16 protein-coding genes and 1 tRNA gene are annotated in these 12,372 nt (G+C 40.9%); 9 read left to right on the plus strand and 8 right to left on the minus strand.

The window, feature by feature from the left end; translation table 11 throughout:
- The first annotated feature begins 21 nt into the window (after nt 1–21).
- From HMPREF9009_RS10900 to HMPREF9009_RS10935, 8 genes are all read left to right on the plus strand, one after another.
- Nucleotides 22–996: a polyprenyl synthetase family protein gene (locus HMPREF9009_RS10900; protein WP_049702117.1), complete on the plus strand. Its 975-nt coding sequence runs from the start codon at nt 22–24 to the stop codon at nt 994–996.
- A 15-nt stretch (nt 997–1,011) separates the two neighbouring features.
- The gene (locus HMPREF9009_RS10905; protein ID WP_008024785.1) at nt 1,012–1,728 is read left to right on the plus strand and encodes a hypothetical protein; all 717 of its coding nucleotides are present in this window, start codon (nt 1,012–1,014) and stop codon (nt 1,726–1,728) included.
- Complete coding sequence (locus HMPREF9009_RS10910) at nt 1,722–2,498, plus strand: TatD family hydrolase (RefSeq protein WP_049702118.1); 777 nt, start codon at nt 1,722–1,724, stop codon at nt 2,496–2,498. Before HMPREF9009_RS10905 ends, HMPREF9009_RS10910 begins: the two co-directional genes overlap by 7 nt.
- A gap of 120 nt (nt 2,499–2,618) precedes the next feature.
- A tRNA-Ser gene (locus HMPREF9009_RS10915) sits at nt 2,619–2,706 on the plus strand.
- A 74-nt stretch (nt 2,707–2,780) separates the two neighbouring features.
- The gene (locus tag HMPREF9009_RS10920; protein WP_004315775.1) at nt 2,781–3,581 is read left to right on the plus strand and encodes a MotA/TolQ/ExbB proton channel family protein; all 801 of its coding nucleotides are present in this window, start codon (nt 2,781–2,783) and stop codon (nt 3,579–3,581) included.
- Nucleotides 3,582–3,587: 6 nt separating this feature from the next.
- Nucleotides 3,588–4,073, plus strand: a complete 486-nt coding sequence (locus HMPREF9009_RS10925) for a hypothetical protein (protein WP_008019454.1) — start codon at nt 3,588–3,590, stop codon at nt 4,071–4,073.
- A 36-nt stretch (nt 4,074–4,109) separates the two neighbouring features.
- The gene (locus HMPREF9009_RS10930) at nt 4,110–4,703 is read left to right on the plus strand and encodes an ExbD/TolR family protein (RefSeq protein ID WP_004315773.1); all 594 of its coding nucleotides are present in this window, start codon (nt 4,110–4,112) and stop codon (nt 4,701–4,703) included.
- A gap of 3 nt (nt 4,704–4,706) precedes the next feature.
- Nucleotides 4,707–5,177, plus strand: coding sequence for an ExbD/TolR family protein (locus tag HMPREF9009_RS10935; protein WP_004315772.1), 471 nt, complete (start codon nt 4,707–4,709; stop codon nt 5,175–5,177).
- A 111-nt stretch (nt 5,178–5,288) separates the two neighbouring features.
- Here HMPREF9009_RS10935 and HMPREF9009_RS10940 read toward each other — a convergent pair whose 3' ends face one another.
- Both HMPREF9009_RS10940 and HMPREF9009_RS10945 read right to left on the minus strand, forming a co-directional pair.
- On the minus strand, nt 5,289–5,828 hold the full coding sequence (locus HMPREF9009_RS10940) for a GNAT family N-acetyltransferase (protein ID WP_008024780.1): 540 nt from the start codon (nt 5,826–5,828) through the stop codon (nt 5,289–5,291).
- A gap of 98 nt (nt 5,829–5,926) precedes the next feature.
- Nucleotides 5,927–7,204 (minus strand): IgA Peptidase M64, encoded by a 1,278-nt coding sequence (locus tag HMPREF9009_RS10945; RefSeq protein WP_049702119.1) that lies wholly within the window; start codon nt 7,202–7,204, stop codon nt 5,927–5,929.
- Nucleotides 7,205–7,356: 152 nt separating this feature from the next.
- Between HMPREF9009_RS10945 and HMPREF9009_RS10950 the strand changes: the two genes are divergently transcribed.
- Nucleotides 7,357–7,836: an Lrp/AsnC family transcriptional regulator gene (locus HMPREF9009_RS10950; RefSeq protein WP_004315769.1), complete on the plus strand. Its 480-nt coding sequence runs from the start codon at nt 7,357–7,359 to the stop codon at nt 7,834–7,836.
- Nucleotides 7,837–7,882: 46 nt separating this feature from the next.
- On the opposite strand, the gene HMPREF9009_RS10955 is transcribed toward HMPREF9009_RS10950, so the two are convergent.
- From HMPREF9009_RS10955 to HMPREF9009_RS10980, 6 genes are all read right to left on the minus strand, one after another.
- On the minus strand, nt 7,883–8,377 hold the full coding sequence (locus HMPREF9009_RS10955) for a dihydrofolate reductase (RefSeq protein WP_049702120.1): 495 nt from the start codon (nt 8,375–8,377) through the stop codon (nt 7,883–7,885).
- Between the two features lie 5 nt (nt 8,378–8,382).
- Nucleotides 8,383–9,177 carry a thymidylate synthase gene (locus HMPREF9009_RS10960; RefSeq protein ID WP_008024773.1) on the minus strand — a complete coding sequence of 265 codons (795 nt, stop codon included), beginning with the start codon at nt 9,175–9,177 and terminating at the stop codon, nt 8,383–8,385.
- A 39-nt stretch (nt 9,178–9,216) separates the two neighbouring features.
- A complete protein-coding gene (gene cls / locus HMPREF9009_RS10965; protein WP_049702121.1) occupies nt 9,217–10,488 on the minus strand; it encodes a cardiolipin synthase in 1,272 nt (423 codons plus the stop codon).
- Nucleotides 10,489–10,674: 186 nt separating this feature from the next.
- On the minus strand, nt 10,675–11,004 hold the full coding sequence (locus tag HMPREF9009_RS10970) for a DUF5056 domain-containing protein (RefSeq protein WP_049702122.1): 330 nt from the start codon (nt 11,002–11,004) through the stop codon (nt 10,675–10,677).
- Complete coding sequence (locus tag HMPREF9009_RS10975) at nt 10,985–11,536, minus strand: RNA polymerase sigma factor (protein ID WP_049702123.1); 552 nt, start codon at nt 11,534–11,536, stop codon at nt 10,985–10,987. The genes HMPREF9009_RS10970 and HMPREF9009_RS10975 overlap by 20 nt, the downstream gene beginning before the upstream one ends.
- On the minus strand, nt 11,533–12,318 hold the full coding sequence (locus HMPREF9009_RS10980; protein WP_049702124.1) for a DUF6249 domain-containing protein: 786 nt from the start codon (nt 12,316–12,318) through the stop codon (nt 11,533–11,535). Before HMPREF9009_RS10980 ends, HMPREF9009_RS10975 begins: the two co-directional genes overlap by 4 nt.
- Between the last annotated feature and the right edge of the window lie 54 nt (nt 12,319–12,372).

Raw genomic sequence — 12,372 nt, forward strand, 5'->3', positions numbered from 1 at the left:
TCATTAATTTTTTTATTCATCATGTTTACAGCTTCTCAATTACTTGATAAGATAAATCATCATATTTCTGAAATTCAGTTTACCCGGACGCCGAAAGGACTTTATGAACCGATTGAATATATCCTTTCTCTGGGTGGGAAGCGGATACGTCCTGTATTAATGTTGATGGGATATAACTTGTATCGGGAGGATGTGGCGTCTATATACGATCCTGCCACTGCAATTGAAGTTTACCACAACCACACCTTGTTGCATGATGATTTGATGGATCGCTCGGATGTGCGCAGAGGCAAACCTACTGTACACAAAGTATGGAACGATAACACTGCTGTTCTTTCGGGAGATGCTATGTTGATTCTGGCATTTCGCTATATGACGGGATGTCCGCAGGAACATCTGAAAGAAGTGATGGATTTATTCAGTCTGACTACACTTGAGATCTGTGAAGGGCAGCAGCTGGATATGGAATTTGAGTCCCGCTGTGATGTGACAGAAGACGAATACATTGAAATGATTCGTTTGAAAACGGCAGTGTTGCTTGCTGCTAGTCTTAAAATCGGTGCAATTTTGGCAGGAGCGACTGCTGAAGATGCAGAGAATCTTTATCATTTTGGGATGCATATCGGAGTTGCGTTCCAATTGCAGGATGATTTGTTGGATGTATATGGAGACCCGGAAGTGTTCGGGAAGAAGATAGGCGGAGACATTCTTTGCAATAAAAAAACATATATGCTTATCAAAGCATTGGAGCACGCAGATGAAAAGCAGCAGGAAGAATTGAATCGTTGGTTGAATGCAGAAACTTTTCAACCAGCAGAAAAAATAAAAGCGGTAACTGAAATCTATAATCAGTTGAATATCCGTAATGTCTGCGAAAACAAAATGCGCGAATATTACACCCTTGCTATGGAAAGTCTGGCTGCAGTCGCCGTTGCAGAAGACAGGAAAAAAGAATTGAAGAATCTTGTGAAATTATTAATGTATCGTGAAATGTAGCTAAGTGTCAGAGATATGCCTTACAGACGATTACCAAATACAGATCAAGCAAGAGTTCGGGCGTTGAAAGCGGCAGTCGAAAAGGGGGAGATGTATAACGTACGTGACTTGGCTATTACATTAAAGACATTATTTGAGGCACGTAATTTCTTACATCGGTTCGAGGCTGCGCAAATTTATTATACACAGTGTTACAACAACCAGTCGCGTGCCAGCCGTAAGCATCAGATGAACGTGAAGACCGCCCGGTTGTATATCTCTCATTTTATCCAAGTACTCAATTTGGCAGTACTTCGCGATGAAATCAAAGTGGCGCATAAAGAATTATATGGCCTGCCTGCTTCAAACACAGTGCCGGACCTGTTGAGTGAAGCCGCACTGGTAGAGTGGGGGAAGAAAATAATTGAAGGCGAACAACAAAGAACAACTCAAGGCGGCATACCTATTTATAATCCGACTATTGCACGTGTAAAAGTGCATTATGATATTTTTCTGGAAAGCTACGAACGGCAGAAAAACTATCAGGCATTAACCAGTCGCAGTCTTGATGAATTGGCATCCATGCGTGGGCGTGCAGATGAATTGATTCTGGATATCTGGAACCAGGTAGAAGCTAAATATCAGGATGTCACTCCCAATGATACCAGATTAGAAAAATGTCGCGACTACGGACTGATATATTATTATCGTTCCAGCGAGAAAGTAAAAGAAGAAAAAGAAATATCATGCTGATAGATACTCATTCTCACCTTTTTGTTGAAGAATTTACCGAAGACCTGCCGCAGGTGATGGAACGTGCACGGAAAGCGGGAGTTTCCTATATTTTCATGCCCAATATAGACAGTACCACCATTGATGCTATGTTGTCAGTGTGTAGGGATTATCCGGGTTTTTGCTATCCGATGATCGGGCTGCACCCGACTTCCGTCAATGAATCCTATGAACAGGAATTAGCAGTTGTACACAAGTACTTGTCGACTTCTAATGAATTTGTGGCTATCGGAGAAATAGGCCTTGACCTTTATTGGGACAAGACTTTTCTGAAAGAACAAATTTTGGCTTTTGAAAAGCAAATAGAGTGGGCACTAGAGTATGACCTTCCGATTGTAATTCATTCAAGAGAAGCATTTGAATATATATATAAGGTAATGGAGTCCTATAAAAAGACACCATTGACCGGCATTTTTCATAGTTTCACCGGGACATCGGAAGAAGCGGCGAAATTGTTGGAATTCGAAGGATTTATGTTAGGCATTAACGGAGTCGTTACTTTTAAGAAATCGACTTTACCGGAAACACTGACGACAGTTCCTTTAGAACGCATTGTGCTCGAAACCGACTCCCCTTATTTAGCTCCTGTGCCGAACCGGGGGAAGAGAAATGAGAGCGCCAATGTAAAAGACACACTTATGAAGGTGGCGGAGATTTATCAGATAACTCCAGAGCACGTAGCAGAGGTCACTTCTGTTAATGCGCTAAAAGTGTTTGGAATCCGCAAATAAGGTTCGAAAGGTTTTAAATTATATTAATTTGCAGTATTTATTCAAGATAAAAGAGGGAGAATGCTTCAAGAAAAGAAAAAAAAGAATACATTTGTAGCTGAAAATGCAGAAAACATGCAGGGAGAGATGCTCGAGTGGTTGAAGAGGCACGCCTGGAAAGCGTGTATACGCCAAAAGTGTATCCGGGGTTCGAATCCCCGTCTCTCCGCAGACATGAAAAAGAGAAGAGAAGTAAATACAATAATAATAATCAATTAATTAATCTTAAAAATTAGACACACAATGAAAAAGTTATTTGCAATTGTTGCTGTGATTGGGGCCTTCACTTTTGGCTCAATTCAACTTGCTCAGGCTCAAGATGCTCCTGCAGCAGAACAAACTGAACAACAAGCTGCTCCTGCCGCTGAAGCTACTACTGCTGCTGCTCCTGCTGCAGAAGAAGGTGGTATTCACAAGGAAATCAAAGTTAAATTCATCGAAGGTACTGCATCTTTCATGAGTTTGGTAGCTATCGCTTTGGTGATCGGTTTGGCTTTCTGTATCGAACGTATCATTTATTTGAGTTTGGCCGAAATCAACACAAAAAAATTCATGGCATCTATCGAAGCTGCTTTGGAAAAAGGTGATGTTGAAGCTGCTAAAGACATTGCTCGTAACACCAGAGGTCCGGTTGCTTCTATTTACTATCAAGGTCTGATGAGAATTGATCAGGGTATTGATGTAGTTGAGAAGTCAGTTGTATCTTACGGTGGTGTACAGGCTGGTTACCTTGAAAAAGGATGTTCTTGGATCACACTGTTTATCGCAATGGCTCCGTCACTCGGATTCTTGGGTACTGTAATCGGTATGGTGCAGGCATTTGATAAAATCCAGCAGGTAGGTGATATCTCTCCGACGGTTGTTGCAGGTGGTATGAAAGTTGCCTTGATTACAACTATCTTCGGTTTGATCGTAGCATTGATCCTTCAGGTATTCTACAACTATGTACTTGCTAAGATTGAAGCTCTGACTAGCGAAATGGAAGATTCTTCTATCTCTTTGTTAGACATGGTAATCAAATATAACTTGAAATACAAAAAATAATCGAAGATGAGTAAGTTAACATATAGAGCATCGTATTATGCACTTTATGCGATGTTTGCCATCATCCTGATCGTATTGTGCCTTTTCTTCTTGGGAGGAGATGCAACAGGCGATGCAGTGATTGCGGGAGTAGATCCCGAGATGTGGCAGCCGGCTCAAACAGACGCCTTACTTTATTTGATGTATGCTTTGTTTGGCATTGCCATTGCAGCTACTATACTTGGTGCAATATTCCAATTTGGAGCAGCCTTGAAAGATAATCCGGCAAATGCTATCAAATCTTTACTTGGTTTGGTTCTTTTAGTTGTTGTTTTAGTTGTTGCTTGGTCTATGGGTGACGGAACACCAATGCAGATTCAGGGCTATAGCGGTACAGACAACGTTCCTTTTTGGCTGAAAATAACTGATATGTTCCTTTATTCTATTTACATCCTGTTGTTTGTAACAGTTGTTGCAATCATCGTGAGTGGCATAAAGAAGAAATTATCCTAATCAATTGAGTAATTCTCAATTAAATAAGTAATAACAATGGCAAGAGGAAAAAGAAAAGTTCCTGATATTAACTCAAGTTCTACGGCGGATATCGCTTTCTTGTTGCTGATCTTCTTCTTGATTACAACATCAATGGATACGGACCGTGGTTTGGCAAGACTTTTGCCTCCACCGCCCGAAGATCAAGATCAGGATAATACTGATAAAATCAAAGAACGTAACGTATTGCAGGTATACTTGAATAAAGATGATGCTTTGATGTGCGGTAATGATTATATCGGTGTTGATCAGTTGAGAGAGAAAGCTAAAGAATTTATTGCTAACGTTGCTAACGCAGAACATATGCCTGAAAAAACACAAAAGAATGTAGAATTCTTTGGCACATATCTGGTTAATGACAAGCACGTAATTTCTTTGCAGAATGACCGTGGATCTTCTTATCAGGCTTATATCAGCGTGCAGAACGAATTGGTGGCTGCATACAATGAATTGAGAGACGAGTTGGCTGAACAGAAATTTGGAACTACATATGCGGAATTGAATGACGATCAGCAAAAAGCGATTCGTGAAATTTATCCGCAACGAATTTCTGAAGCAGAACCTAAAAAATACGGAGAAAAAAAGAAGTAAGTAATGGGAAAATTTAATAAGACTGGTAAACGTGAAATGCCGGCATTGAATACTTCTTCGTTGCCTGACCTTATCTTTACCTTGTTGTTCTTCTTTATGATTGTAACAACAATGCGTGAGGTAACGTTAAAGGTACAGTTTACACTTCCGCAAGGTACTGAACTCGAAAAACTGGAGAAGAAATCGCTGGTAACATTCATCTATGTAGGAGAACCTACGCAGGAATATCGCGCAAAAATGGGTACTGAAAGTCGTATTCAGCTCAACGACAGCTATGCTGAAGTTGGTGAAGTACAGGACTTCATTTTCCAGGAACGTGCAAGCATGAATGAAGGTGATGCAGCTAAAATGACTGTATCTCTGAAAGTAGACCAAAAGACAAAGATGGGTATTATTACTGACGTAAAAAATGCTCTTAGAAAATCTTATGCTTTGAAGATTAACTATTCAGCTACTAAACGTGGTGAAAAGTAATTAGTTAATTTGATATATAAAAAGGAAGGGTGTCCAAATCGGTTTGGACACCCTTCTTTTTTATATATTAATATTACACATTTGTACAACTCTTTCTATCGGGATTCTTTTTTAATTGTCTTTTACTCCATATACTTCTTTATGTATTCTCTTTTTGATTGTTTCAAAATCCTTTTCACAATCCAGCTCTCCGTGTACCATTAAATACATGGGAAGAAAATCATCTCCAGGTTTGTAAGGAGGTTGACAGTAGTCTTTTTCCCATAGTGTAAAGCCCTGGCGTTGATAAAAGCTGATACGTCGTTTGGCCATTTCTTCCACCGGACGTTCTACTTCCAATACGATTGGGCGTTTTAAATAATTGCACAAGTATTCCAGTGTACGTTTTCCATAACCTCCATTTCGCAGGGCAGGATTGGTTGCAAAGTGTTCTACATAGTAGAAACTGTCAAAATCCCAATAAGTAATGAAGCCGACTGGCAGGTCATCGTCGAAGATGATGTTATTATGAAAGTTGCCCGTACGGTCAGTGTACTCGCGCAGTTGTTCCAACTGACGGTACTCTTCCGGTGGAAATGCGTCAATTAAGAGCTCTTCCATAAATTTGTAATGTTGCAGATCCGACGTACTGATTGGTTGAAGTCTAATCATGAGGTTTGGGTTTTAAGTTTGACAATAATATGATTGTATATTGATTTTGTTTTTGGATGAGTATTTACCATTGGTTACCATCGATGATTGTTATTCAATTAAGGAACATAAAACTCAATCATTCGGCGGATGGCACGTTGACAAACCGGGCAAAATTCCGGATATCCGTTTGTTTTCATGCGACAGTCGTAGGCAGGACGATAAATACCTTTAGCGGAATAGCCGCCTCCTTCATATACTCCTACCGGATATTTCTTTCTTTCAGCAATAGGAGTAGGGATCGGAGTGCCTAGTGGAAGCATATCTTTCCATTTGGAAGCAAAGTTCACCTGTGTTGAAATATTCTGTTCCCACGGTTCGACATCCAGTGGATAAGTATCCGTCATCACATCATCCTCATAAAAATACTCGTCGGCCAATCCACCAAAGCTGTGCCCGAATTCGTGCACTACCACCGGTTTGAACATAGGGTGATGAGCTGTGGTTAGCGTATAAGAATTGTATATTCCTCCTCCGCCGTATACATCTGTGTTAGCGAGGATAATGATATGCTCGTAAGGGATACCAGCCAATGCATTGTGGATAGACTTTACCCGGCTGGTAGTCAGATAGCGATCTGAATAAAAGGTATCGAAATGAGAATGAACCGCCGTTTCTTTCCACAGATTTTCGCGGGGAACACTGACACCACTATCCGTTGAAGGACTGGCTACGGCAACAATATTAAATTTACCCTTCATGGAACGAAACGGCTCGTACGAAAACAAACTTTCGCAGGTACGTTGTGCATCCTGATAGAATATATCCATTTCTTTTTCTGTATATCCCTCTGCCAGGATAGCAACATCTATGCAGTCTTTTTCATTGCCACTTTGCAACATATACCGGTGTGGAGTAACATGTGATACTCCCCGTTTATGAATCAGTATGTCATCTGGACGCACGATATGTTTGTAAGTAGCCATTGTTTTCTTTCGCGGAGAATATAAAGTGACTTCTATTTCCACAGGCTGTTTGGGATAAGGAAGAAGAAAGGTATTCTCAAACCCTTTAGCTGTTTCTTTGGCTTCGTCTGTTGACAGCCATTCTTGAAATAAAGAAGAGAAAGAAGTTTTGTAGATACACTGTTTGCTGGCAAGGTCTTTCACAATAATTTGTCCGTTGCCTTCCAAGGGAAGTTCGGAGAGATGGTGTTGACGGCCTGCCCAGGTGGGAAGCTGTGAAAGCTCATCCAGATAAATAGACTGTTGTGTAGCATCCCCGGTAAAGATATAATCCACTCGCATTGTTTTGTTCTGAAAATAATCAGCAAAATTCTGGGCATAACTTCCTATAGAAGTGTAGAAACACAGAATGATACAGCAAATATGTTTCATATAAATGGTATATTTATGTTTTTCGCAAAGGTACGAACTATTGTTGACTTATCCGCTTTCTGCAAATAAAAGTAATAGATTATAGTATTTGTTGTCGAAAAATCGCTAACTTTGCATAAAAGATTCATTGATAAAAACAATTTGATTCAAAAATGGGACATCATCAATTAGATGCTTTAGATGAGCAAATTCTGAGACTGATTGCAGGGAATGCGCGTATTCCTTTTTTGGAAGTGGCAAGAGCATGTAATGTTTCCGGTGCTGCGATCCATCAGCGTATTCAGAAGCTTACTAATCTAGGAATATTAAAAGGTTCGGAGTATGTTATCGACCCCGAGAAAATTGGATATGAGACTTGCGCTTATATTGGTATATATCTAAAAGACCCCGAATCCTTTGACTCGGTAACAAAAGCTTTAGAAGCTATCCCCGAAGTGGTGGAATGTCATTTCACTACCGGAAAATACGATATGTTTATTAAAATTTACGCAAAGAATAACCACCACTTATTGAGTATTATTCACGATAAGTTGCAACCATTGGGCTTGGCGCGTACCGAAACATTAATCTCCTTCCATGAAGCCATTAAGCGGCAGATGCCGATTATGGTCGACATAGAAGATGAAGATTAATCATTAGTCAGTATTCGTGGTTGGATCACAGTAAGAAACAATTTTCTTACTTTCTTACGTAATCAACGAAAGCATAGGAGCAGAGATGTTTCTCATCCGCAGGATGGGCTTCTCTGCTTTTTTCCTGCCATACCTTTGAAGATACTTCCGGAAAATAGGCATCAGCTTCGGGAGCTGTACTGTCTATCTCTGTCAGGCAAAGTTCGTCAGCGAAGGAAAGAGCCTGCTGATAAATGCTTGGCCCTCCTATAATATAAATATGTTCATCCTCCCGGCAACTTTTCAAAGCCGTTTCGAGTGAAGGAAACACTTCCGCACCGGAACATACTGTATCCGGATTGGAAGATAAAACGATATTTCTTCGATTGGGCAATGCGCCTTTCGGTAATGACTCGAAAGTTTTGCGTCCCATAAGTATGGTGTTTCCGGTAGTTAATGCTTTGAAACGTTTCAAATCATTCGGTAACCAGAAAAGAAGCTTATTCTCAAAGCCTATAGCCATGCGGCGGTCTACGGCAGCAATGATGGATACTTTACTCATATTTTTTACACGGCTACTGCTCCTGCAATATGCGGATGCGGATCATAGTTTACTAACTCGAAGTCCTCAAATTTAAAATCGAAGATGTTTTTTACGTCCGGATTGATTTTCATTTGCGGCAATGGACGAGGCTCCCGTGATAATTGGAGCTTCACTTGTTCCAGATGGTTCAGGTAGATATGAGCATCACCGAAAGTATGAACGAAATCGCCGGCTTTCAAACCTGTCACTTGTGCCATCATTTGCAGTAATAATGCGTATGAAGCAATATTGAAGGGAACACCGAGAAATATATCGGCACTGCGTTGATATAGTTGCAGGCTCAACCGCCCGTTTGCTACGTAAAACTGAAAGAATGCATGGCAGGGAGGTAGATTCATATTGTTCAAATCTGCTACGTTCCACGCACTAACGATGATACGGCGTGAATCCGGATTGTGTTTGAGGGTCTCCACTACTTCGCTGATCTGGTCGATGAAGCCGCCGTTGTAATCAGGCCATGAACGCCATTGATAACCGTAGACATGACCCAAATCACCGTTCTCGTCCGCCCATTCGTTCCAAATACGTACTCCGTGTTCCTGCAGGTATTTCACGTTTGTATCTCCTTGCAGAAACCAAAGCAATTCGTATATGATTGATTTCAGATGCAGTTTTTTGGTTGTCAGGCACGGGAAACCGTCATCAAGGTTAAAACGCATCTGATGACCGAAGATACTGATCGTTCCGGTTCCGGTACGATCACTTTTTTCCGTGCCTTCGGTTAGCACGCGATTGAGTAAATCCAGGTATTGTTTCATAATGAATAATTTGCAGTGAAAATGATTCTCCGTACAAAATTACAAAAATGGAGTGAATAAATTAGCAAACCAGCCGACGAACTTCTTCCAGGGAGAACGCTTTTTCCAAAACTCCGGTGTCAGCTGGGTGCAATGCTCGATATCGTTTCGGAACATATTATTTAATTCCCCCGTTATTCTTTTATCAAAAATAAAGGCATTTGTTTCGTAGTCATATCGTAGGCTGCGGCTGTTCAGGTTGGCAGTACCGACTGTGCAGAACAAGTCGTCGACCATCATAATTTTCGAGTGATGGAATCCCCCGTTGTACATGTAGACAGTAGCTCCCCTTTTCATCAGTTTATGTAACTTATAAAGTGCGGCATCCGGGGTAAAAGGAATATCGGAAGCAGAGGAAACCATGATGGTTACATCTACTCCCCGGTCGATTGTCCGGTTCAACGCCTTTTTGATGGAAGAAGTCGGTACAAAATAAGGATTGACGATATGAACATTCTTTTGTGCCGAATAAATGCTCATGGCATAGGCATGACTCAACATACGGCTATTCTTTTTCGGGGTACGGTCTACAATTGCTACAACGATATTTGTGCTGTCTGTCTGTCCCTCATGTTGGGGGAAATAAGCTTCTCCTCCTACGTTCTGTTTAGTCTCTTTGTTCCAGATCGTCAGGAAAATCTCTTGCAAATCGTTGACTGCATCCCCTTCGATACGCATGTGCATATCACGCCAGGTTCCGATTTTGGGTAGTCCGTTGATATAATAATCGGCGATATTCATTCCGCCTGTATATGCCACTTTTCCGTCGATAACAGCAATTTTGCGATGGTCGCGGTGGGCGGCGTGATTGATATAAGGGAAGGTGAACGGGTCAAACTTGACGATTTCGATTCCCTGTTCACGTATTTTCTTGAGGTGTTTCTTTTTAAGGGGCTTGTTGTTCGACCAGTTTCCGAAAGCGTCAAACATAGCTCGTACTTCAACGCCTTCTTTCACTTTTTCGGCTAATAAAGTGAACAAAGCATTGGCAATGGAGTCATTTCGGAAGTTGAAATATTCCAGATGAACATGGTGTTTAGCTTCCCGGATGGCTTCAAATAAATCGATAAACTTTTCCCGTCCGCTTTTTAGCAGTTTGACTTTATTATTATCAGATATAGGGATTCCCGACTCTTCTAGGAAATGCAGTACTAGGGAATCGCTTGTTAGTCCGATTGAGTCTCTGGGCTGCGTCATCAGACTGTCGATGACATCTGCCTGAACATGTAATAAAGACAGGAACAGAAATAAAATAAATATACGTAATTTCAAAACTCTTCTCTCTATTTTAGTTTACAGAGCAACAAATATACAACATCTATGTTTGGGCTTACTTGGAGTAAAGGGTAGATTTATTATTGTTTAACACTAAAAGGGAGGGATAAAGAGTTCTTTGACTCATAAATATAAAAATCCGGGAAACTTATGCTTTGGACTTTTAATCTGTATTTATTTTGTTTATGCCATAGAAGCAACCTTTCGTGTAGCCATAAATAATAATACAACAGCTGCGATAATAATTGACTTTGGATCAAGGCTGGTAGTGCCATGATTAATCATGCCGATAAATACTTCTCTTATTGTTCCCCAAGCTGCTTCCAATCCGCCTAACCATACGAAAAGTACGGCAGCCACAGTCATTACGAAGGCACTCCAGATACGAGCCAGATGGTTGCTACGACCGGGTAAATGGTGCATGACACGGCGACTGAATCCGTTGTCTGCTATTTCCTGCTTGTTTTCTGCGAAGAAATCGCGCAAGAGCTTATCATTGTCTATTTCTGTCATAACCGTTTTGTTTTAAATACGTTGCTAATTTTTCTTTTCCACGTGACAGGTGGCTTTTCACCGTTCCTGACGGTACTCCTACAATACCTGCTATTTTGTCGATACTAATGTCCTCCATATAGAACAACATAATGCAGGTTCTTTCCACTTCCTTCAGCATTTTGAGTGACTGATAAACATCCATTTTCTGTCCTACATTCTCTTGTTCGGTACTGTTGATGGCGTCTATTTCCTTTGTATCCAAGTCGGCTGTCTCTTTCCGGCTGCGAATATAATCATAAAAAACATTATAAGCAATACGGTACAGCCACGTAGAGAAACTTGACAAGTTTCGGAAAGAGGTAATGTTTGTATATGCTTTGATAAATGTATCTTGTGCAAGGTCGTCACTCAATTCGCTGTCGCCGCAAGTTAGGTTCAGGAAGAATCGCCGGATGGGCGACTGGTACTTCTCCACCAACTGGTCGAAGGCCCTGGTGTTCTTGAACACCACGACCTGCGCGACTAACGATATATCATTGAGTTGGCTCATTTATTCTCGTCGTTCTTTGCTTCGTTTACTTCATTATGTTTCTCTCCGGGTGCGGAAGGGATAATTTCGAAGCTATCGTTTTTGATGTTATCCTGATTCTTTTTTTCATCTTTATGGGTAGTATACGTCCGGGGAGCATCTGTACCTTGAGCCTGTTGTTTACTACCGATGATCCATTGTCCGATACCCATAAATGTAACGAGTAAACCGATCGCTCCAATTCCGAATTCACCGGTGATTGCCCAAAGGAAGATGAAAAGACCGATACCTGTAAAGGTGTTCTTGATGCCTTGTGAACGTGAGTCAACCGTTTTGTTTTCACGAATAAATTCTGCTGGCAATGGCTGACCTGCAGCGAGTGCCTGTTCGGCAAGACGATAGCGTGCTTTCCGATTTTTATAACGGAAGAAGAAGATTACAAACAGAATGAATACCGGAAATCCGAAAACGGCAATGATCGATATGATTGCTACGAGAATTCCTCCGTTGATACCAAAGCCGTGGAATGGGAAATCGTCGTCATCCGATTCGAATGTAAAACTGGCCTTACCATGACCAGTACTGACATTACTTGAGTTTGCATCTACTTCTGTGGAATCAGTGTCCGCTGTATCTACACCGATGACTGTGACAGCAGTATTGTTTGTTTTTGCTTTATTGTCTTTGGTCACAGTTACCTTTACTTTTCCGACGGAATCGCGGACAACAGTAGTTTGGTTTTGGGCAATAGCCAGTGTGCAAGTGGTCAGTACAACCATCAATGCTAATAGAAAATTTTTCATATCAATAGTTTTTTTATTTATTTCTTTGTCTGTTAGACGTAGTTAATATCATAG

The sequence above is a fragment of the Bacteroides sp. 3_1_13 genome, from assembly GCF_001185845.1.
Lineage (GTDB): Bacteria > Bacteroidota > Bacteroidia > Bacteroidales > Bacteroidaceae > Bacteroides > Bacteroides xylanisolvens.

Excerpts from the sequence above, each read along its gene's own strand:
- HMPREF9009_RS10900 (WP_049702117.1), top strand. The coding sequence starts at position 22 with ATGTTTACAGCTTCTCAATTACTTGATAAGATAAATCATCATATTTCT.
- HMPREF9009_RS10905 (WP_008024785.1), top strand. The coding sequence starts at position 1,012 with ATGCCTTACAGACGATTACCAAATACAGATCAAGCAAGAGTTCGGGCG.
- HMPREF9009_RS10910 (WP_049702118.1), top strand. The coding sequence starts at position 1,722 with ATGCTGATAGATACTCATTCTCACCTTTTTGTTGAAGAATTTACCGAA.
- HMPREF9009_RS10920 (WP_004315775.1), top strand. The coding sequence starts at position 2,781 with ATGAAAAAGTTATTTGCAATTGTTGCTGTGATTGGGGCCTTCACTTTT.
- HMPREF9009_RS10925 (WP_008019454.1), top strand. The coding sequence starts at position 3,588 with ATGAGTAAGTTAACATATAGAGCATCGTATTATGCACTTTATGCGATG.
- HMPREF9009_RS10930 (WP_004315773.1), top strand. The coding sequence starts at position 4,110 with ATGGCAAGAGGAAAAAGAAAAGTTCCTGATATTAACTCAAGTTCTACG.
- HMPREF9009_RS10935 (WP_004315772.1), top strand. The coding sequence starts at position 4,707 with ATGGGAAAATTTAATAAGACTGGTAAACGTGAAATGCCGGCATTGAAT.
- HMPREF9009_RS10940 (WP_008024780.1), bottom strand. The coding sequence starts at position 5,828 with ATGATTAGACTTCAACCAATCAGTACGTCGGATCTGCAACATTACAAA.
- HMPREF9009_RS10945 (WP_049702119.1), bottom strand. The coding sequence starts at position 7,204 with ATGAAACATATTTGCTGTATCATTCTGTGTTTCTACACTTCTATAGGA.
- HMPREF9009_RS10950 (WP_004315769.1), top strand. The coding sequence starts at position 7,357 with ATGGGACATCATCAATTAGATGCTTTAGATGAGCAAATTCTGAGACTG.
- HMPREF9009_RS10955 (WP_049702120.1), bottom strand. The coding sequence starts at position 8,377 with ATGAGTAAAGTATCCATCATTGCTGCCGTAGACCGCCGCATGGCTATA.
- HMPREF9009_RS10960 (WP_008024773.1), bottom strand. The coding sequence starts at position 9,177 with ATGAAACAATACCTGGATTTACTCAATCGCGTGCTAACCGAAGGCACG.
- HMPREF9009_RS10970 (WP_049702122.1), bottom strand. The coding sequence starts at position 11,004 with ATGACAGAAATAGACAATGATAAGCTCTTGCGCGATTTCTTCGCAGAA.
- HMPREF9009_RS10975 (WP_049702123.1), bottom strand. The coding sequence starts at position 11,536 with ATGAGCCAACTCAATGATATATCGTTAGTCGCGCAGGTCGTGGTGTTC.
- HMPREF9009_RS10980 (WP_049702124.1), bottom strand. The coding sequence starts at position 12,318 with ATGAAAAATTTTCTATTAGCATTGATGGTTGTACTGACCACTTGCACA.